Source organism: Bacillus sp. VA15, assembly GCF_055721145.1.
The window spans coordinates 68,290-88,729 of sequence record NZ_JBVQPQ010000007.1 but is presented as its reverse complement, the minus strand read 5'-3'; the positions used below and the strand labels follow the sequence as shown (position 1 = coordinate 88,729).

Annotated in this window: 19 protein-coding genes; 2 read left to right on the top strand and 17 right to left on the bottom strand. The window is 42.2% G+C overall.

All coding sequences use genetic code 11. The annotated features are described in order from the left end of the window. The first annotated feature begins 280 nt into the window (after window positions 1-280). Window positions 281-1,258, top strand: a complete 978-nt coding sequence (locus AC0DBE_RS17015; protein WP_080010106.1) for a 2-hydroxyacid dehydrogenase — start codon at window positions 281-283, stop codon at window positions 1,256-1,258. Between the two features lie 35 nt (window positions 1,259-1,293). Here AC0DBE_RS17015 and AC0DBE_RS17010 read toward each other — a convergent pair whose 3' ends face one another. From AC0DBE_RS17010 to psdR, 4 genes are all read right to left on the bottom strand, one after another. Beyond that, a complete protein-coding gene (locus AC0DBE_RS17010) occupies window positions 1,294-3,234 on the bottom strand; it encodes an ABC transporter permease (RefSeq protein ID WP_472962983.1) in 1,941 nt (646 codons plus the stop codon). Beyond that, window positions 3,209-3,988 (bottom strand): lantibiotic ABC transporter ATP-binding protein PsdA, encoded by a 780-nt coding sequence (gene psdA / locus AC0DBE_RS17005; RefSeq protein WP_014115276.1) that lies wholly within the window; start codon window positions 3,986-3,988, stop codon window positions 3,209-3,211. The genes AC0DBE_RS17010 and psdA overlap by 26 nt, the downstream gene beginning before the upstream one ends. A gap of 82 nt (window positions 3,989-4,070) precedes the next feature. After that, the gene (locus tag AC0DBE_RS17000; protein ID WP_087987564.1) at window positions 4,071-5,141 is read right to left on the bottom strand and encodes a HAMP domain-containing histidine kinase; all 1,071 of its coding nucleotides are present in this window, start codon (window positions 5,139-5,141) and stop codon (window positions 4,071-4,073) included. Further along, window positions 5,135-5,848, bottom strand: coding sequence for a two-component system response regulator PsdR (gene psdR / locus AC0DBE_RS16995; RefSeq protein WP_014115278.1), 714 nt, complete (start codon window positions 5,846-5,848; stop codon window positions 5,135-5,137). Before psdR ends, AC0DBE_RS17000 begins: the two co-directional genes overlap by 7 nt. Before the next feature lie 146 nt (window positions 5,849-5,994). Here psdR and AC0DBE_RS16990 point away from each other — a divergent pair, with 146 nt between their 5' ends. Further along, the gene (locus AC0DBE_RS16990; protein ID WP_061187863.1) at window positions 5,995-6,204 is read left to right on the top strand and encodes a hypothetical protein; all 210 of its coding nucleotides are present in this window, start codon (window positions 5,995-5,997) and stop codon (window positions 6,202-6,204) included. Between the two features lie 35 nt (window positions 6,205-6,239). On the opposite strand, the gene AC0DBE_RS16985 is transcribed toward AC0DBE_RS16990, so the two are convergent. From AC0DBE_RS16985 to AC0DBE_RS16925, 13 genes are all read right to left on the bottom strand, one after another. After that, window positions 6,240-6,995, bottom strand: a complete 756-nt coding sequence (locus tag AC0DBE_RS16985) for an arylamine N-acetyltransferase family protein (protein WP_472962979.1) — start codon at window positions 6,993-6,995, stop codon at window positions 6,240-6,242. Window positions 6,996-7,005: 10 nt separating this feature from the next. Continuing rightward, on the bottom strand, window positions 7,006-7,263 hold the full coding sequence (locus tag AC0DBE_RS16980) for an HPr family phosphocarrier protein (RefSeq protein ID WP_472962977.1): 258 nt from the start codon (window positions 7,261-7,263) through the stop codon (window positions 7,006-7,008). 23 nt (window positions 7,264-7,286) lie between these two features. Then, complete coding sequence (gene whiA / locus AC0DBE_RS16975) at window positions 7,287-8,237, bottom strand: DNA-binding protein WhiA (protein WP_003219831.1); 951 nt, start codon at window positions 8,235-8,237, stop codon at window positions 7,287-7,289. 21 nt (window positions 8,238-8,258) lie between these two features. Beyond that, window positions 8,259-9,212, bottom strand: coding sequence for a gluconeogenesis morphogenetic factor (mgfK, locus tag AC0DBE_RS16970; protein ID WP_061188072.1), 954 nt, complete (start codon window positions 9,210-9,212; stop codon window positions 8,259-8,261). A 1-nt stretch (window position 9,213) separates the two neighbouring features. After that, window positions 9,214-10,101 carry an RNase adapter RapZ gene (rapZ, locus tag AC0DBE_RS16965; protein WP_014115282.1) on the bottom strand — a complete coding sequence of 296 codons (888 nt, stop codon included), beginning with the start codon at window positions 10,099-10,101 and terminating at the stop codon, window positions 9,214-9,216. Window positions 10,102-10,125: 24 nt separating this feature from the next. Then, entirely contained in the window at window positions 10,126-10,593 is a 468-nt protein-coding gene (locus AC0DBE_RS16960; RefSeq protein ID WP_014115283.1) for an 8-oxo-dGTP diphosphatase, read from the bottom strand. A gap of 329 nt (window positions 10,594-10,922) precedes the next feature. Beyond that, window positions 10,923-11,873, bottom strand: a complete 951-nt coding sequence (gene trxB, locus AC0DBE_RS16955) for a thioredoxin-disulfide reductase (RefSeq protein WP_003228139.1) — start codon at window positions 11,871-11,873, stop codon at window positions 10,923-10,925. A 218-nt stretch (window positions 11,874-12,091) separates the two neighbouring features. Continuing rightward, window positions 12,092-13,504: a peptidoglycan DL-endopeptidase CwlO gene (cwlO, locus tag AC0DBE_RS16950; RefSeq protein ID WP_014115285.1), complete on the bottom strand. Its 1,413-nt coding sequence runs from the start codon at window positions 13,502-13,504 to the stop codon at window positions 12,092-12,094. Window positions 13,505-13,884: 380 nt separating this feature from the next. Further along, window positions 13,885-15,339 carry a tetratricopeptide repeat protein gene (locus tag AC0DBE_RS16945; protein ID WP_061187860.1) on the bottom strand — a complete coding sequence of 485 codons (1,455 nt, stop codon included), beginning with the start codon at window positions 15,337-15,339 and terminating at the stop codon, window positions 13,885-13,887. Between the two features lie 124 nt (window positions 15,340-15,463). Then, window positions 15,464-17,233, bottom strand: coding sequence for a multidrug resistance ABC transporter ATP-binding protein/permease BmrA (gene bmrA / locus AC0DBE_RS16940; protein ID WP_061187859.1), 1,770 nt, complete (start codon window positions 17,231-17,233; stop codon window positions 15,464-15,466). Window positions 17,234-17,399: 166 nt separating this feature from the next. Continuing rightward, window positions 17,400-17,759, bottom strand: coding sequence for a hypothetical protein (locus tag AC0DBE_RS16935; RefSeq protein ID WP_242734203.1), 360 nt, complete (start codon window positions 17,757-17,759; stop codon window positions 17,400-17,402). A 14-nt stretch (window positions 17,760-17,773) separates the two neighbouring features. After that, on the bottom strand, window positions 17,774-19,678 hold the full coding sequence (locus AC0DBE_RS16930; RefSeq protein ID WP_472962972.1) for a DUF6792 domain-containing protein: 1,905 nt from the start codon (window positions 19,676-19,678) through the stop codon (window positions 17,774-17,776). Next, window positions 19,668-20,399 (bottom strand): lipoprotein YvcA, encoded by a 732-nt coding sequence (locus tag AC0DBE_RS16925; RefSeq protein ID WP_326200515.1) that lies wholly within the window; start codon window positions 20,397-20,399, stop codon window positions 19,668-19,670. The genes AC0DBE_RS16930 and AC0DBE_RS16925 overlap by 11 nt, the downstream gene beginning before the upstream one ends. Window positions 20,400-20,440: the final 41 nt, after the last annotated feature.

Below are 20,440 nucleotides of genomic sequence, written 5' to 3'. Positions count from 1 at the left end.
GAATAAAAGCATAAAAATTTATATCTTTCAAAGATAATAAAATTTATATTTATTGAATCCTATAATCCGGCTACAGCTCGCATATTGAGATTTGTCTGACAAAAAATATAGGTGAATTCAGATAATTAAAAAACTTTTTTAAGCAGATTTAGCTGTTCAATCAATTTCAATATCCATTTTAAGTTCAAAAGAACCAGAAATTTAAAAAGACACAGCTATATTTTTAACATCTATTTATTTCCGATATAATTAAATAGACAACAGCCATAAAGGGGGAGCCTTGATGAAACCATTTGTATTGATCACAAAACCGATTCCTGAAGAGATTGAAGCATTCATCGGTGAACATTGCCGTTATGAAATATGGCAGGAGGATACGCTTCCGAATGACGTGCTATTTGAGAAATTAAAAGAGGCAGAAGGGCTTTTAACTTCAGGAACGTCCGGACCGTCAATCAATCGTGAATTGCTGGAGCATGCGCCTAAGCTCAAAGTGGTCAGCAATCAATCCGTAGGCTATGATAACTTCGATATAGAAGCCATGAAAGAAAGAGGTGTCCTTGGCACTCATACACCTTATACACTGGATGACACGGTCGCGGATCTGGCCTTTTCTCTGATTCTATCTTCCGCCAGACGTGTTGCCGAACTGGACCGTTTCGTCAGAGCCGGAAAATGGGGAACAGTTGAAGAGGAAGCGCTTTTCGGCATTGACGTTCATCATCAGACGTTAGGCATAATCGGCATGGGCAGAATCGGCGAACAAGCAGCGAGACGCGCCAAATTCGGCTTCGATATGGAAGTGCTTTATCATAACCGCCATCGGAAACAAGAAACGGAAGACAGCATCGGCGTCAAGTACGCTGAGCTTGATACATTGCTCGAACAATCTGATTTTATTCTTCTCATTACGCCGCTGACTGATGAAACGTATCACATGATAGGGGAACGCGAATTTAAGAAGATGAAGGATTCAGCAATTTTCGTCAATATTTCCCGGGGAAAGACGGTTGATGAAAAGGCCCTCATCCATGCCCTTCAAGAAGGATGGATTCGTGGCGCCGGCTTAGACGTGTATGAAGAAGAACCTGTCGCAAAAGACAATCCGCTCTTGCAGCTAGATAATGTTACTTTACTGCCGCATATCGGCTCAGCAACAGCGAAAGTGCGCTTTAATATGTGTAAACAGGCTGCCGAAAACATGATCGCAGCCATTCAAGGGCAAACACCGAAAAATCTCACAAGAGAATTCCAATAAACAAAAATCCGGTCTGATCCAGACCGGATTTTATATTACATATGCTGAAGAACAGCACGCTTATAAATATGGCGGGTGACGATATAATAAACAGCCTGGAACACAAAATAAATGAAGATGACAATCACAGCCTCAAGAAATAAGTTGGAATTCAGCATGTTGCTTAACGCTGCATACGCAAAACCGGCGTGAATTGTGCCCGCGATAAATGGGATGAAGAACAAAAATCCAATTTGCTTTCCGAGGATGGAGTGAATCTCTTTGTCCGTAATCCCCATTCTCTTTAATGCTAAAACTTGGACTCTCGTATCTTCTATTTCCGTAAACATCCGCAAGTACAGCATGCTTCCTTGCACGATAAAAAACAGCACGCTGACAAACAGACCGATAAACAGCATTAATGCGACTCCCTGCTTCACAATTTGAAAATTAGGAGCACGCGTTTGAAAATCAGATGTATGTTCCTTCGGCACCATATTTCCAAGCTTTTCAGAGACATCTACCGTCTCCTGCCAATGCTCAAGCTCATAACCTACCACTCTCATCTGTTCCTTCAGCGGCACTTCCTGAGTAAGGCTGTCAAAGCTGTTTTCGCTGACGACTAATAAACGGCTGACTCCTTCAACTGGCATCAATATCCCTTTGTTTTGCTGCTTTTTCATGACGTAGGAAAGTGTTTTTCCTGACTTCATATGAAATGCTGCTTTTTCCCCTTCACCAAATGTATCTTTTACCATCATTTGAAACGGAACATTAATAAACGCTTCATTTTCTTGTAAATGAATAACAGGGAAACCTTTTTCCTTTGCGACTTGATTATAAATTTTCTCTGAAATCAGCAAAGCCTCCGCTTCCGCTTTCCTGTTTCCATACGGCAAGTCTGATTGAAAAGTGACAGGAATCCCTGTGGCATCCACCTTATACTTGATATTAGCATCAGCTTTTTTCAATGTATTCTCAGCCGTCTCAGGCTTCATAACCTGAAAGCTGGAAGCGTCTTTTTCTACCCAGGCGACAGATTGAGGAATGCTTTGCTCCTCCTGTCTTTCTAAATCAGCATAAAACATATAGATAACACCTGTAGCGGTTAAAATGACCGCTGTAATGATAGAAGTTAAAAACAGCATGCGTGCATGATCCTTCAACCTGAATATCATGTTGGAACGGACAATGATATTCGTTCCTTTATAAAAGCTTTGTTTCTTTCTGTACAGCATGCGGAAAAACGCCACACTGCTTTGTGTAAAAAAGAAATACGTCCCGATTAACACTAAAATCAAAATCGGAAAGACACGAAATACCATATCAATTGCATTCGCTGTGGCAGATAGATAATAACCGCCAGCCAGACACAGCAAAGACAGCACAGTGAGCCATTTCGAATAGGCCGGCAAGCTTTTCGGCTTTTGAGCCGATTTAATCAGCTCAATGATTTCCAGCTTGCGAATCCGTGCCAGTGATAAAATGAGCAGCGTCTGAAACAGGATGAGAAAGCCCACAGCTGTCATCACAAACGCTTTCGGCACCATGACAAACGAGATCGGCACCTTCACGCTGAGCATCCAAGTCATGATCATAAAAAACAGTTTTGAAAATAACAGCCCTGCTCCAATGCCGGCAGCAATCGCCGCTAGAGAAATGAGTGACTGCTCATAATAAATCATCTTGCGGAGCTGCTGCTTTGATGTTCCGAACAGCGTCAGCAGCCCAAACTCTTTCTTTCTCGCTTGCAAAAATGCTGAATTCGAATATGAAATAAAAAATATACAAAATACAATGATGACGACAAGGGCTGCGCTCAAGCACGTTTTGACAAGGCTTCCGCCATATACATTGTCTTCATTGACATCTGGATGAAAAATAAAAGATGTGAAGACAAAAAACACCGAAACGGCAAATACACAGCTTAGAAAGTAGGCGACATATCGTTGCAGATTCCCAAGAATGTTTTTACGGGCGATGGTTCTCAAATTCATGAAAATCGCCTCCCAACACACTCAAGGTATCCAGTATACTTTGATAAAACACCTGCTGGTTTGACCCTCTATGAATCTCTGAAAAGAAACGTCCGTCTTTAATAAACACAATCCGTTTACAGAAGCTTGCCGCTGTGGCATCATGCGTGACCAATAAAATTGTCGCTTCCTTTTCTTCATTCAGCTGAGCCAGCGTGTTCATCACTTGCTTAGCCGATTTTGAATCAAGGTTTCCCGTCGGTTCATCGGCAAGAATGAGCGCCGGATTGTGAATAATCGCTCTGGCACAGGCCGCGCGCTGCTGCTGCCCGCCCGATACCTCATATGTCCGGTGGTCAAGAATATGCTTGATTTGCAGCGTATCCGCCAGTTCTCCCAAGCGGGCTTCCATTTCTCTCAGCTTTACCTTGTCCAATGCAAGCGGCAAGAGAATATTTTCCCGAATCGTCAGCGTATCAAGCAGATTAAAATCCTGAAAGACGAAGCCGAGTTCTCTTCTGCGAAACAGAGCCAGGTCTTGATCCTTTAACGTTTTCGGCTGAATGCCGTTAATCATCATCTCGCCCTGGGTCGGTTTATCAATGGTGGCCAGCAAATTCAGGAGCGTGGTTTTTCCGCTTCCCGACGGCCCCATAATCCCGACAAATTCTCCTTTCGTCACATTGAGATCAAAGTCGCTGAGCGCTTGGTATGATATCGTTCCTTTATTTGAATAGTACGTTTTTGACAGGTTCGTTGTTTGTAACACGTTCATGTTCTGCTCCTCCTTTTTCTTTATTATAAAAAGGAAGTCAGCAGCCTCCCATCGAACTTTCTTTCAATTCCGCTCCCCAACCTTACAATGCTGTCACATTCACTAAGGTGTCACTTGAAAACACGATGGTCATCACAGTGCCCGCCCCTTCTTTTGATTCCGCATACAGCTGATGGCCAAGCCGGGTGCACACCTGTTTTGCTAAATAAAGGCCCATTCCCGTTGCCTCTGACATGCTTCGTCCGTTTTCCCCTGTAAAAAACGCATCAAAAATCCGCGGCAGATCCTGCGGCGGTATGCCGATGCCTTCATCAGCAATCGATAAGCGCGTTTCATGTCCCTCTGTTTCAATCCGGATTGTAATATGGTCTCCCTCACCTTGCTTTGAGTATTTTAAGGCATTGAAAAGGATTTGCTCGACAACAAAGGAAAGCCATTTTTGATCACTTGAAATCTGAACGGTGTTTGGCGGCACATGTAATTTTGGGAAAAGGCGCCGTTTGATAAACTGCCGTTTTTCCTGATTAATAAGTGAACGGACAAGCTCGGTTACATCAAAGGTTTGCGGCCTTACATCAAACGCAAATTCCTCCAGCCGGGCCGTTTGCAGCATCATATCAAGACCATGGCGAAACCTCTCATTTTCATCCTCCAGCTCCTCTAAAAACGTCGGAAAAGAAGAAGAGGTTCCATTTTTTCCTTCTTGAATCATTAAGGAAATGACAGATACCGGTGTTTTCATATGGTGGACCCATTGATTGGTGAAGGTATAATGCTGTTTTTGCTGATTGTTATATTGTAAGAGCCTGCCTTCGTATTGCTGCCCGAGTGCATTGATCATTTTCGTCCAAAGCGCCTGCTCTCGTGTTCTTGGCTTTCGGGCTTTCAAAGACTGGCCGATGTCATTTGAAGAAGGCGCTTGTTCTGCAAGCTTTTTGACATAAGTCAGAAAGGAAAATTGCCGTACGTAATCAGCAGCAAAACCGGCAGCTAAAAGAACACCAGGCAAGACCCACATGTATATCATATTTTCTGCAGGAGGTTCTGCGCCGCTCTCTATGATGCTTAAATACGCAATCAGCGTGGCAGCTCCTATCCCTAATAATGCAAATAGAATAATAGCGAAGCGGTCGATGAGATAAGTCTTTAACACTCCGGTTCATCCTTCCGATTGACTTGAAATTGATAGCCTTGTCCTCTTATCGTTGAAATGCAATCTTTCAGTCCAGCATTCTCCAGTTTTTTCCGCAGCCGATTGACATTGACCGTTAGCGTATTATCATCGACAAAATCAACGTCATCCCATAACGCCTCCAATAATTCATCACGGGAGACGATTTTTTTATGCTCCCTCACGAAAATCGATAGAAGCTGAAATTCTTTTTGTGAAAACAAGATGCGGGTGCTGTTCCACTCGGCCTCATTCTGATCAGGATAAATCGTCAGCCCGCCAAGCTCAACTATTCTTGATTCCTGTGACAAAGAAGGCGAGTATTCACCATATGTTCGGCGCAGGACGCTTTTGATTTTGGCCATCACTACCTCTAAATGGAACGGCTTGGTGATATAATCATCGCCGCCATTTTCAATCGCCATTACCTGATTCAGCTCATCGGTCCGCGCTGATATAAAGATAATCGGCGCATTAGAAATGGTACGGATTTGCCTGCACCAATAAAACCCGTCAAAAAAAGGAAGATTGATATCAAGCAGCACCAGATCCGGCTTCATTTCCGCAAACTCCAATTTTATATCATTCAGCTGTTCAGCAATTTTCACTTCATATCCGTATTTTTGAAGATGCCCGCCCAACAAAGCAGCAATCCGCTCATCATCTTCCACAAGCAAAATTCGATACACGTTGATCCCCCTTATATGTACATCACGATGATTTTTCTAGAAGATTCCAAAATTATTATAGCATGTGCGGAATAGTAAATCGGTCTTTTTCTTTTTGTTATGATAGAATGATAAAGGTAAAATTTTCATAATAGGCAGGTGTCGTGATGAAGAAAATCATGCTGTTTCTGGCAATTACGTCAATTCTTTCAGCATGTCAGCCCAACTATACCGGGAAATACATAGAAATTGGGGATACGCTAACTGACTATACCAAAGAGTGCTTTAAAGAGAATGAAATTCCTTATAAATACGAAAAGGGAAAACTGTATATCCCAGAAGATGCATTTGATGCAGCAATCTACACTTGCTCATAAGAAAAAGCTTGCAGACATGCTGCAAGCTTTTCACGTTACAAAAAATGAGTATTTAATTTCTCTTCAAACTCTGAAGGGCCGATGTCACTTTTTTGGCCTTCACCGCCGTTTTCATGAATGGTGAAATGGCGGTCTGACATGACCATCCGTCCGTTCGGTGTCAGCTTTGAGGCAAGCAGTGATTTGTTAAAAGGAGATTTTTCATGAGAATGAATCATGTCCTTCATGTCATCTAAATCACCGGCATTGCTCTCTTCAAGGGTAAAGGCGTAACCGATTTGCCAGCCTTCCCCTTTGTCCATCAACAGAACATGGCTGCCCTTTTCTGTCTCTTCTTCTTTGATTCGGAATGAACCAACAGATGATTGTACCGTTTCTCCAGAAAGCGGTATCGGCTGGAGCGCCAGGTTGATGCCGAAGCCGATATCAACGATATACTCGCCTTTTTCCACAGACAGCAATACAGCAGCATGCGTTCTGTCTAACGCCCACTCTTCTTGTTTTCCGGCATAAATCGTTCCCCGAATGAGCTTCACCTGAAACCCGGCCTCACGCAAGACAAAATAAAGGAAGCCATTTAAATCGTAGCAAAGGCCGCCGTGGTGTTCTTTGACCAGGCGGCGCCACAGCTCTTCTTTTGTTACCTTATAATTCTCTTTTGCGAGTACGGCGCGGTTTTCAAATGGAAAACGGTATGCCATTGCTTTAAGAAAAAGGGGGAGATCGCCGAAGCTGACATGGTCTTTCTCCCAGCCGATTTTCTGAAAGCATTCTTTTAGAAAGTCATTCATCTTTTATCACCTAAACTTCTTCTTGAACGTAAGCAGCCAGCTTTTCAAGCGCTTCTTGTTCGTCTTCTCCCTGGGCAATCAAGGTAACCACAGTGCCTGTGCTTACCGCAAGACTCATCAGCCCCATGATGCTTTTTGCGTTTACTTTTTTCCCATCCTTCTCAAGAAACACATCTGACGTAAACCGGTTTGCCTCTTGTACAAACAAAGCAGCAGGACGCGCCTGCAGTCCTGTCTTTAATCGAACTTCCACTTTCTGTTGAACCATAAGATCTCCCCTTTTCTTTACGGTTATTTTAAAGTGACGGTTTGCCCTGTCCGCAGCTGTTCTGCGATTTCGTCAAGTTTTCTCAGCCTGTGATTGATCCCTGATTTGCTGATTTTCCCGCTTGCTACCATTTCCCCCAGCTCTTTCAGCGTCACTTCCTGATAATCAATTCGCAGCTGCGCGATTTCCCGAAGTTTTTCAGGAAGCGCATCCAGACCGATTCTTTCATCGATGTATTTAATATTCTCCACCTGTCTGAGCGAAGCGCCGATCGTTTTGTTTAAGTTGGCTGTTTCACAATTGACGAGGCGGTTGACCGAATTTCTCATATCCCTGACGATTCTGACATCCTCAAATCGCAGAAGCGAATTGTGGGCGCCGATCACGTTCAGAAACTCAGTAATCTTTTCCGCCTCTTTTAGATAGGTGATATAGCCTTTTTTCCGTTCGAGCGTTTTACTGTTTAATTGAAACTCATTTAACAGGTCGCATAATGAATCGTTATGCTCCTTATAAAGAGAGAAGATTTCTAAATGATACGAGGAGGTTTCCGGGTTATTGACCGAACCTCCTGCCAAAAATGCCCCTCTCATATAAGAACGCTTGCAGCATCTCTTTTTGACCAGCTCTTTCGAAATACTTCGTTCAAACACAAAATTCTCCCCGAGTATTTTTAAATCCTCTAAGATCGCTTTTGCATTTTCTGAAAAACGCACAATATAGACGTTATTCTTTTTCAGCCGCATTTTCTTTCTGACCAGCAGCTCGACCGACACATCATATTGTTTTTTCAGCAATGTATAGATGCGGCGGGCAATCGCCGCATTTTCGGTTTGAACATCAAGTACGAGATGGCGGTTTGTAAATGATAACGCTCCGTTCATCCGGATAAGCGCCGACAGCTCTGCGTTAATGCAGCAGTCTTTCACTTCCAGATTCGTTAATTCTTTTTTTGTTTCTGATGCAAATGACATATAGCCACCTCATTTCTGGCTTCATTCTTTTAGTAAATCGACAAGAAGAGAGGCCACTTTATGTGTATCGTGACGAATTACGTCATTTTTATACGTTACGATTTGATCTCTGATGACTTCAAGCCCCATTGTTTTCAGCTCCTCGATATCAAAATCAACAGGACGCGCCGATTCCATTTCGTACTTACGTTTTATTTCGTCAGGAATGTCTTCGCTGTTCACTAATATCGTATCAATAAAACCACAGCCCATATGCTGATTGAGCGCTTTCACATGATCAGCTGCGGTGTAATGGAGTGTTTCGCCGGGCTGAGTCATTACGTTGCAAATGTATACTTTTTTCGCTGGCGCCTTCACCACTTCTTCCCCGATTTTCGGGACGAGCAAATTGGGAAGAATGCTTGTATAGAGGCTTCCCGGACCGATAATAATCAAATCCGCTTCCCTGATCACGTCTATCGTTTCCGGCAGCGGATCAATATGTTCAGGCGTGAGGAAAACACGCTTAATGCGCTGTCCGGACGCCGGGATCGTGGACTCGCCTGAAACCACGCGGCCGTCTTCCATCTCAGCATGCAGAACGACACTGGCATTGGCAGCTGGCAAAACCTTTCCTCTTACATTCAGCACCTTGCTCATTTCTGTGACAGCGTGAAAAAAATCACCGGTTATATTTGTCATCGCTGCCAAAATCAAATTCCCGAGAGAATGGCCTGTTAAGTCATTCCCCTTATTGAAGCGGTGCTGAAAGAGATCTTCAACAAGCGGCTCCACATCGGATAAAGCGGCAAGCACATTTCTGATGTCTCCGGGAGGCGGAATTTTCAGTTCATCCCGCAGACGGCCAGAGCTTCCCCCATCATCGGCAACTGTCACAATGGCCGTAATGTCAACAGGTTTATGCTTTAAGCCCCGAAGCAATACAGAAAGACCCGTACCACCGCCAAAGATTGCAATTTTCGGCTTTTGTCCCATCTTATTTCCGGCTTCTCTTTTCAATGTCCCGGTGAGTAACATGAGTATAGTAATCCTTTTTGAAATAACCAGCTAAATTCTCGGCAAGTGTCACAGAGCGGTGCTGGCCCCCTGTGCAGCCGATTGCAATGACGACCTGGCTTTTTCCTTCTCTTTTGTAAGATGGAAGCATAAAGCTCAGCAAATCGATTAATTTTTCATTGAACTTTTGCGTTTCATTCCACTTCATGACGTAAGAGGAAACCTCTTCATCCTTGCCAGTCAGCGGCCTCATGCTTTCGATATAGTAAGGATTCGGCAAAAATCTGACATCAAAGACGAGATCTGCGTCAATCGGAATACCGTATTTAAAACCAAATGACATGACATTCACGGTAAATGTCTCTCCTTGGTTTGACGCAAAGTGCTTTACGATTTTTTCGCGTAAATCACGCGGCTTCATGTCTGACGTATCGTAAATGATTTGAGAGCGGCCTTTTAATTCCTCAAGAAGCTCACGTTCCAGCGCGATGCCTTCAAGCGGCAGGCCCGTCACTGCCAGAGGATGCGAACGTCTCGTTTCTTTATATCTCGTGACAAGAATGGAATCCTTCGCGTCCAAGAATAAAATTCGCGGGGTAATCCACGGATTTTCCGCCATTTCATCCAGTGCTTCAATTAGCCGGTCAAAAAATTCACGGCCGCGCAAATCCATCACAAGCGCAACCTTGCTCATTTTTGAATTTGATTCCTTCATCAGCTCTAAAAATTTCGGAAGCAATGAAGGCGGAAGATTATCGACGCAGAAATAGCCGAGATCTTCAAAGCTTTGAATAGCGACAGTTTTCCCCGCTCCCGACATTCCGGTTATAATGACAAGCTGAATATCATGTGATTCACTAACACTCATCTTTCTCCCCCCTGACTTGTCTTTCTATTTGATATGCTGCGGGTCTAAACGATAACTGAGCAGCTCAAAATCCGGTGTATACGTAAATGTGCCGTGCAGCAGCCCTTGTCCCTTCATCATAAAATCAAGGATATGGCCGTCTCCCGGCGCCATAGGCAGGTTTTGAATGTCATTGACATCGTGCCACTGCAGCTTGCCTTCCTCTGATTCAGCTACATTTTGCCCTGTATAAGAATCAGCGACAAACGTAAACATCATCCACTCAGAGACAATGTGGTCACCGTCTTTAATAATAAAGGTAAAAACGCCTTTTAACTGAGGATTTATGATATAGATACCAGTCTCTTCTCTGTACTCTCTGATGACGGAGTCTCTGACTGATTCTCCGCTCTCCATCTTGCCTCCCGGCGCGACCCACCAGCCGCGTCTCGGCTTTTGAAGCAGAAGGACTTTGTCATCCGTCTGAAGCACACAATTTGTCACTCTTTGCAAGTACGTTCACCTAACCTTCTCGTCCTGTCATCGTCTCTTTATTATACCGCTTCAAGATGCCTCCCACAATGAAGAGACATTGACAATCTTTTCTTTTATTTTACAGCATATTCATCTCTTAGTTCAGGTGATTTGCTGTAACAGGCATCCGTCTTTTATTTTTGGACAAAAAAAGGACACGGATAACTGGAGAATCCGTGCCAAAAAAGTGTATTCATTATAAAAAGGGGGTCAATTACTTTATTAATCATAACCGAAAAGCATTACACAACTGTTACAGCGGAATTAAAACCCAGTAACGTAATGTGAAACTCGTATGACAGCCCTTTTTATTTTAAAGTTTTCAGCGTTTCTTGGAGCTCTTCGACATAATGCTGTACGCTTTGTGCCGCAATACTTCCGTCTCCTGTAGCCGTTACAATTTGGCGCAGTGACTTTTCGCGAATGTCTCCGGCAGCGAAAATACCTTCAACCTTTGTTTCCATGCGGTCGTTTGTTTCGATGTAGCCTTCTTCATTCGTAATGCCCAGATTTTCAAACGGTTTAGACAGAGGAAGCATGCCGATGTAAATGAATACGCCGTCTGTTTTGAATTCACTTTCTTCACCGGTTACCGTATCGACAAGCGTTACGTTACCGACTTTGCCGTTTTCCTCATGAATTTCCTTCACGGTTTTGTTCCATAAGAAATCAACTTTTTCATTATCAAATGCTCTCGCTTGAAGAATGCTTTGCGCACGGAGTTTATCACGTCTGTGAACAATCGTTACTTTTGAAGCGAAACGTGTCAGATACACACCCTCTTCAACCGCGGAATCTCCCCCGCCAACAACAACAAGCTCTTTGCCTTTAAAGAAAGCGCCGTCACATACTGCACAATAAGATACACCGCGGCCGCCCAATTCTTTCTCACCAGGCACGCCGATTTTTTTATACTCCGCACCTGCGGCTATGATGACAGCACGTGCTTTATATTCTTTTGAACCGGCTTTGACCACTTTGTATTCTTTGCCGTCAACGACTTCTTTAATATCACCATAAGCGTATTCAGCACCGAATTTTTTCGCGTGTTCGAACATTTTGTTAGAAAGCTCAGGCCCAAGGATACTTTCGAATCCAGGATAGTTTTCTACATCTTCCGTATTGGCCATTTGCCCGCCTGGAATTCCTCTTTCAATCATTAATGTCGATAAATTTGCTCTTGAGGTGTATACAGCGGCCGTCATCCCAGCAGGGCCCGCGCCGATTATAATCACGTCATAAATTTTTTCTTCTGACACACTATTCACTCCTTAAACCATCTTTTCAAGTTTGGGCTTTTCTTATATGATAAGAATCCCCATCAAACGTATTCCTTACCCATATCCTATAAAATCTCATGGTGATACGCTATTTTTTTGCTCACTTTTTTTCTCATCACGATTAAATGTATTGTAAACGGGTATACATGTTAATAAAGAAAGAGCCTTCTGTTCAGAGAAGGCCCTTGTCTTATTTATTATTGAACAACACGTCTTACAACGCCTTTAAATGCTTTTTTCCAGTAAACGTTGCTCATAGAGTCAACAGATACACCGTGAGATGTATTGTCGTTTAGGAAAGTACCGTTTCCTAAGTAGATTCCTACGTGTCCGTTTGTTTTGTAAGTGTCAAAGAACACAAGGTCTCCACGTTTCATTTCGGACGCGCTGACAGCTTGTCCTCTGCCAACTAACGTATCAGTTGTTGTTCCGCCGACAGGTCCAAGGTTCACACCTGCAGAAGCGTATGCCCAGCGTACGAATGATGAGCAGTCAAAAATACGGTTGTTGATATCAGACTGAGTGCGTCCGCCGCCAAATTTGTACGGGGATTGTCCTACAATGCTTGAACCAACGCTGATCGCGCCTTCAATTCCGCCGGAGTTGCTGATAACAGTGCCGCCTGAATTGCTGTTTGAGCTGCTGCTCTTCTTAGAAGATGATCCGTTAGACGAACTATTTGACGAACCCTTAGAAGAGTTATCTGAAGAATCATTATCAGATGAGCTTGCTTTTGCTGATTCAGTTGTAGCCGTTTGGCTGTCATCTGTTTGTGTTTCATCAGATGCTTTTTGTGCTTCTTCCTGCTTTTTGATCAAAGCAGCCGCTGCTTCTTGTTCTTTTTTGATGCGTGCTTGTTCAGCTTCAGTATCTGCTTTTTGATTTGCAAGTTTAGACGCTTCTGATTTTAATTCAGAAATCGCGGCAGCCGTTTTCTTCTGGCTTGCTTTTGCTTCGTCGAAAAGCTTGTCTTTTTCATCAAGCTGTTTATCAAGATCTTTTTGCATTGTTTCTAATTTAGCCAATGCAGCTTGAACTTCTTTCAGCTTATTATTCAAATCCGCTTCAGAATCTTCAAGCTTCGCTTTATCCTGCTCTTGCTGCTTGATTAAATCTTTGTCTGCATCCACAATAGATGAAACCGCAGTGGCGCGAGAGATAAAATCACCAAAGCTTGTTGATCCTAAAAGGACATCTATGTACCCTTGAGATCCGCCGCTTTCCTGTAAAGAACGAACGCGTTTTTTCAGGATTTCATTGCGTTTTTCAATGCGGGCTTCTGTCTCTTTAATCTCTTTTTTCAGTTTTTTGATTTCTTCTTTTGTTTTATCGTTTTCTTCTTTTTTATCTTCGATCTTGTTGCTTGTATCAAGCGCCTTAGCGTTAATGTCTTTCAGTTCTTTTTCAATCTTTGTTTGGTTCTCCTGAAGCTCAGTTAATTCTTTTTCCTTTGCTTCAATACTGGAAGCAACCTCAGATTGCTTGCTTTCGATTTTTTGTTTCTTTTCATCTAATGTTTCCGCCGATGCAGTTTTACTTGTAAATGGGATCAAAAAACTGCTTGTCCCGATGACGGAAGCCAAACCAAGTGTCAATAAACTCTTTCTCACTTTTTATATCCTCCCTTTTACTGTGAACCTGTTCTCATTTGGAATTGTATTTTGAACATCAAGTTTCGTTCCTCATACTCTACGAGGAATGATGGTCGTTTATGGTTAATTATTCTGTGCATCTCTTATTCTGGTTGTATAGCGTTTATTTCACATCATATGTAAAAAACACTAATTCCTTATGTACGAGAATCATTATACCATCAAGTTTCGACAAATTAGCGATAAATTTTATTACATTTGTGTTTCAAACAGATGTCAAGTCGCGCATCATCTGTCATTTTTCTTAAACGAGTAAAAAAACTGTCGATATTATTTTCTTAATATAATCTATCAAACGAAAAAAGAGTCGATTCTACAAATCGACTCTTCAAAATATTTTATTCTAGAATATCATCAATATATTTCATATATTTCGTCAAAGTTGCCGGAGAGATGCCGAATCGGGCCGCTGTGTCTTTTTTCGTGTCATGCTTGCCGTGGGCTTCTTTCCAAATATAACAGATCGCCGCTGCCCAGCCCCTCTCATTTTTCAACGGAGCGGCTGCACGGATTTGCTGGATGACATGGAATACCCAGCAGCTCATGACTTCTGTTTTCATCTCTTCTTTTTCAGCTTGCTCTAATAATTTGACGGTTTGATAAGCAAAAAGTGCATCCTCTGTTACGTCAGCAGCCGCGGAATCTCCATTCAACAGCAGCTTAACAAAATGATTTTCGAAAGGAGCGGTAATTCTCTTTGAGCGTATCACCGCTTCAAGATGCTCCGTTTCTCCCTTTGTGCTGCTGATATAATAGGCTGCGAGACGCTGTTCCACAGATGAAGGAAGAGCTTCCCTCCGCTCAATCCAGGGAGCCGGGCGGTCTTCTCCGGGATATTGCGACTCGACTTTTCTCCAGATCGTCTCGGCAAAGTCGGTATGGCCCGTAAAATAAGCGGAGCACGAGAGCCAGTAAAAGAATGTATCGTCACCTTCAAAACCGGTTTTATATAATGATTTGAGCCATTTATATCCGATCTCGTAACGGCCGACAAGCGCCAAAGTGGCCCCCAGTTTATAGCGCTGTTCCAACAGCATCGGATATACATTAGAAAGCTGATCACTCAATTCCGCCACTTTTTCGTCTTCTCTTTCATAATAGTAGAAAACAAGAAGATTGCATAAGGCGTGAAGATTTCCTTCATTATGAGAAAGCACTTCATAAGCGGTTTGCTTCGCTTTTACAACGTTTCCTGAATAGAAATAGGCAAGCGCCAGATTGTTGTATGCTGACCAAAGCTCCGGATATTCTGCTGTGATTTCCTCAAGCGCCGCAACCGCTTCAGCAAGCTGGCCGCTTTCCAGCAATGACTTTGCCCGATCCTGTTTCATCAGCAGTTCATCCTGATCATACAACGAATCCTCAATGCCGTCGTTTCCTAAATCGAGCAAATCAAGCAGACTATCGTTTTCTTCGGCGAACTCACCGTCCGGGTCCGCATCTGAATAAGCGGCCGCTTCTTTATAAGCTTCTTGAAAGAGCCCCAGATGGGCGAAGTTATTCGCTTTAAAGTAATGGCACTCCGGCATTTCGTCCTCCAGATTTGCCATGATATAATCAAGAAGATCGTTCGACTCTTGATACTGGCCCATTTCTGAATAAATGACCGCAAGCTGCGATAGCATCTCTGAATCCTCCGGCTCCAAGTGAACCGCGCGCTGAATCAGTTTGCTTGCCCGTTTCAGATTGCGCTCTTTATACGCTTTCAAGCCTTTATGAAAAAAATATTGTCCATCTTGAAGCAGCTGGACAATTTGTGCGTGATTTTTATGTTCAGAAGTGTGTTTTCCCACAACTACCCTCCGTTTTATACAATATTACCGTCAGTAGTATACCATAAATCATAAGCCCCTCAATAGTTCAAAAGGAAGGATTGGGAAAATCCCTCCGCTTTTTACTGGCTGATTCGACCAAAATTTACCCGGCTTTGTTTTCTAAATCTGCGTTCATTTTCAGCTGTTGTTCAGCAAAATCCCTATAAAGATCATGGGAAGCCATTAATTCATGATGTGTTCCACGCCCGGTAATTTCTCCTTTTTCAACAAACAAAAGCTGGTCCGCGTCTACAACAGTGGATAAGCGGTGGGCGATGACAATCGTTGTGCGGCCCTCCATCAGCACCTCCAGTGCCTGCTGAACTGATTTTTCAGATTGGCTGTCGAGGCTTGAGGTGGCTTCATCGAGCATAAGAATGCTCGGATCACGAAGAAGCGCTCTCGCAATCGCGATTCTCTGTCTTTGTCCGCCTGACAGCATAATGCCGCGTTCGCCCACCTCTGTATCAAGCTGATTCGGCAGCTCCTTTATAAAATTGAGCGCATATGCCATCTCCGCGGCTTTTTCGATCTCGGCATCTGTAACATCACGTTCTAACCCGTAGCAAATATTTTCTCTGATTGTTCCTGACATTAATGGGCTTTCCTGTGATACATACCCGATGTGCTCCCGCCACGATTCAAGCGAGTAAGTATCAACTGGATCGTCCCCCAGCCGGATGGTTCCTGCAGTCGGAGTATAGAAACGTTCAAGCAGCTTAAACAGCGTCGTTTTCCCGCCGCCGCTCGGGCCGACAATCGCTGTTACTTTTCCTGCTTCAATGACAGCGCTGATCTCTTTCAAGATCAGCTGATCAGGCTTATATCCAAAAGACACACGATCAAGCTGAATAGGCAAATGCGCGTTTTCGATTTGTTTTCCTGTGACTGTATCTTCCTCTTCCTCTGCTAAAATCTCAATCATTCGTTCTGTTGCGCCAATTGATTTTTGGAGCTGTGTGAAGAACGTGGTAATCTGGCCCATCGGCATAATAATTTGAAACAAATATAAAATAAAAGCCACGAGCGCTCCGGCGGTGAGCTCACCTGATGACACCTGCATGCCGCCGTATCCGATAACTGCCACAAGCGCCGCCATTAACACGAGTGAGATGAGCGGGCCGACAAGCGACTGAACCTTTGCTTCACGCACTCCAAGTTTAAATAATGAAGAAATCCCCATCTTCCCGCGCCCATATTCGACATCCTCCGCATTTGAAGCCTTGACGAGTCTGATTTCCGGAAGAATTTGATTCAGCAAGCCTGTAAAACGGGCTGTTTCATCTTGCGTTTCCCGGGAAATGGAGAACATCTTCCGGCCAATCGGTATTAAAATAAGAGCTGCCAGCGGAACGACAACTAACACAAGCAGTGTCAGCTTCCAATTCATAATAAACAAGATTGTCAGTGATCCAATAACAGAAATGATCCCTGTAATAAATCCGCTGATATGGGTTGTAATCAGTTCTTTGACCACCATCGTATCATTCGTTACACGGCTGACTGTTTCTCCGGAAGCGTTTGTATCGAAATAAGAGACAGGGAGCTTAATTAATTTCTTCCATAATAAATCCCGCAGTCCGGAGATGATTTTTTGCCCATTATAGTTAAGTGCATAGGTGGCATAAGCGCTTAAACCGGCCTGAACGAAAAAAACTAGCGCGATCAGCCCGATTTGCGTGCCTGACAGATTTGACATGGAAAATCCGTCGACAAGCTGCTTCGTTAATAATGGAATCAGCAGGCTGACCAGCGTGGTCACAATACTGAGGGCCAGCGCAAAGGCAAGCTTTCCATAAGAAGGATTGGTCTTCTTTACTAATGCAAAAAAGGGTTTCAATTTACTTTTAGATTTTTGTTGCTTGGTTGGCATATATGTTTCCTCCTGTTTCAGCGTTCAGAAAGGTGAAATGGCATAGCAAAAGGATGATTTTTACTCTTTCTCAATCATATCAATGGAGAGAGACTTTTTCAGTATATTTTTGCCGTGATGAAAATAAAAATCTCCCACTCATTGTTTGAATAGGAGATTTTTTATATTAGACACCTTTAACAGGCTTCTTTTTTTTGTAAGTCAATGTCACATCCTGCTTTCGCAGGTCTTCAATCACCATTTTGTACCGGTCAACTTTTGCAGTATGTTCTTCTTTTATCATTTGAAGTGCAGCTTTTCGTTTTTCGCTTTTTGATTCAAGCTCTTCTTTTATTTTTTTTACAATCAACCCTTTTTGTCCTTTGATTTCCTCTTTTAGCGAAGACTCAAATTTCTTTGTCAGGCTTAGAATGTCGTTGATTGGTTTATTGAGGTTGCCTGCTTTCCCCTTCATTTCGTCTTGGGTAAGAAACATATAGGTGGTTGATACAATTTCTGTTTCACTTTCTGAAAATAAGGAAGTCACTCTTCATATTCCTCCTAGGGCTGAAAATCAAATAACTGAGAAATCATTTCTTCTTTTTCAAACAACTTTTCAATACTCTCGCGGATATTTTTGATGAAATCTCTTTTTTCTGTTGCCTGTTTTTTTAATTCAGCAACAATTCCATCATTAGCAGGGAGCGCACCTGTGTGGAACGATTCATGAACTGAGATTTTCTCCAATTTATCGAATGTGTGGCTGAAACCGGCTGCAAGCCGGAATTGAAGATCGAAGGCATAATGCGAAGGATTTTCTTCCATATGATGAATAGCCGTGATGATCGCCTGTTTTTTATCTATGAAGTCTTCATCGATTTCCTGACTGTAAACCTTCTGGTACTGAGAAATCGCATCTTCCATATCTTCAACGATCTTCATACCGTTTTGATAGATTCTGACAGCGGATGAGAGATTGACCTTAATCGTTTCTCCCGAGCCGCTCTTTCCTGTAAAGTAAATATCGGAGCCTTTATAGCTGAAGCCTTTTTCCTTTGATAATGCGTTCAGCATTTGAACGATGCTGTGGCCGTCGACGATGAGTTTTAATGCGTCTTTTGTTTCTGTGTCGAGTGTTTCTAATGCAGCCTTTAATTCTTTAACACTGCCTACTAACTCACAGACATAATAAACAATTGCAACTACATTATTAGTAGAAAGTGCGTATTTTAACTGTTGATATTGAATTTCTATATCGCTTATCTTATTATTAACAATTTTCAACTGTTTTTTGATACTCTTCTTTTGTGTCTCATCAATATACCCATTCTCTTTAAGCTGATCCACAAATGTCCCGCTATTATTCAAGATAGTATGAAAGAATTTAATAAAGGCCGGCATTTTTTCCCCGATATTTTTAACCATTACCTGTATATCACCAAACCGGTCTTTCACTATTTTCCCTTTCGCCACATTTCCATCAGCACTAAATATACTGCCGACAAGCTCTGCATCTATCCCAGTTGAAGCCATGACAAATCCGTTTAGCCCACCTTTTTTATAGTCATCCGAATACTTTCGCAAAAAGGTTTGGATAGAGCGGACTTCCTCATCAGGAATCTTATCTATAATGCTTCTGATTCCTTTGACATCCGTGTTTGTATCTTTCATCTTTACATTGCCAAATGTAATAAAATCAGCCTTTCCGCTAACGCCATAAAGCGGGTCATCTTTGGAGATGCGTTGGGTGATGTTTGCTGTTACGCCTTTGTCATTGTAGTATTTGGTGATTGCTTTTTTTAGCTGTTCTCGTGGGAGCTCTTTAAGTTCTTGACGACTAAGTTCATATTTGTTCAATAGAAAATCCACCAATTTTCTATCAGCTAATAATAGTTGGTCGATATTTATTTGCGCTCCATTTACACCATATACTTCATCAAATTCTCCATCAATTAACTGGGCTAATACTTGGTTATTATTAGCAAGAGAATGTCCTAACGCAAATGTTCTCAATTCCTCGGAATTACCTGCTTTTTTCTTTGAGGTCTGTACAAACTCTCTGGTAGCTCTGTATTGGTTATCATCAATACCTAAAAACAAACCAAAGAAATTATAAGACCAATCTGCGTTATCAGCACTCCCCTCAGAAATAATATGAAGCTGCTCTATATCATTATTCTTATCCTTTATATAAATTGCTGTACCATCATAACCAGAATCTTTAATATGTTTATCTATGCTCTTATTTTCTTGAATAAGTTCATGTGAAGTATATATATCTATTTCTCTCGGAAGTTCAGAGTTTGTTTCTTCTTTATAAATCCTCCGTACTTCAGCTATAAACTCTTCCTTGGCTTTTTTTACTTTTTCCAGATTGTCCGATGCAAACTTTTCTTTATAGGCATACTCTAAATTAATTAAACGGAGCTTTACATTTTCATTTCCGAAAACATTCTTATTGTCCATCTCTACCCTCCTTATTTCCTAAAAAGGTGATAGAATTAATTAGAGTATCAGTTCTTCCTCTTGCTTGATCTTCATTCAAGGTACAGGGTTTATCATCTTTTTTACAACGAACTATAAAAGAATATACTATTCCCAGGTACTCTTCATCACTGGATTTTATATATCCAAAATAACGAAAGGAATAATTGTATTTACGATCACTGTTTTTAAAAGTGCTTTTTTTTGATGCTGTATAGACTGTTTTCCCATCAGCTTTTTCTTTCTTAAAATTTCCTTTGTAACCATTCTCATTACTAATTTGGTGCAGCATTGTCTCTGGATCATTAATAAAAGAAGATTTGCTATAGTAACTAATTTGTGCATCTAAAAGTATATTTGATTTTTCATTATAGCTTTGAAACCCTATCGATTCGCTATTCTTTCCATTTGATGTAGAATAATCAGGAAGATACTCCCCATCCTCCGGAAACAACATCCTAAATCCTTTCGACTTAGACTCAAGCAAATAATACCCGGGCTCCTCTTCTTTTGTTGACACCATGTACTCTCTCGTTTTCTCGTCCTGAAACGCCGGAACTTGCGGCAGGTCTTTTGGATCCATGTCTTTTGGTTTTACGGCTTCTGTATTGTCATTTTTGGTGTTTTTATCATTGTCGTTCATACTGCATCCTCCTGTCAGGGCAAGTAATAAGCTGAAGCAAATAAAGATGATCTTTTTCATTACGAACCTCCACGGGTTTTGTGAGAATAGTATTCTATTTT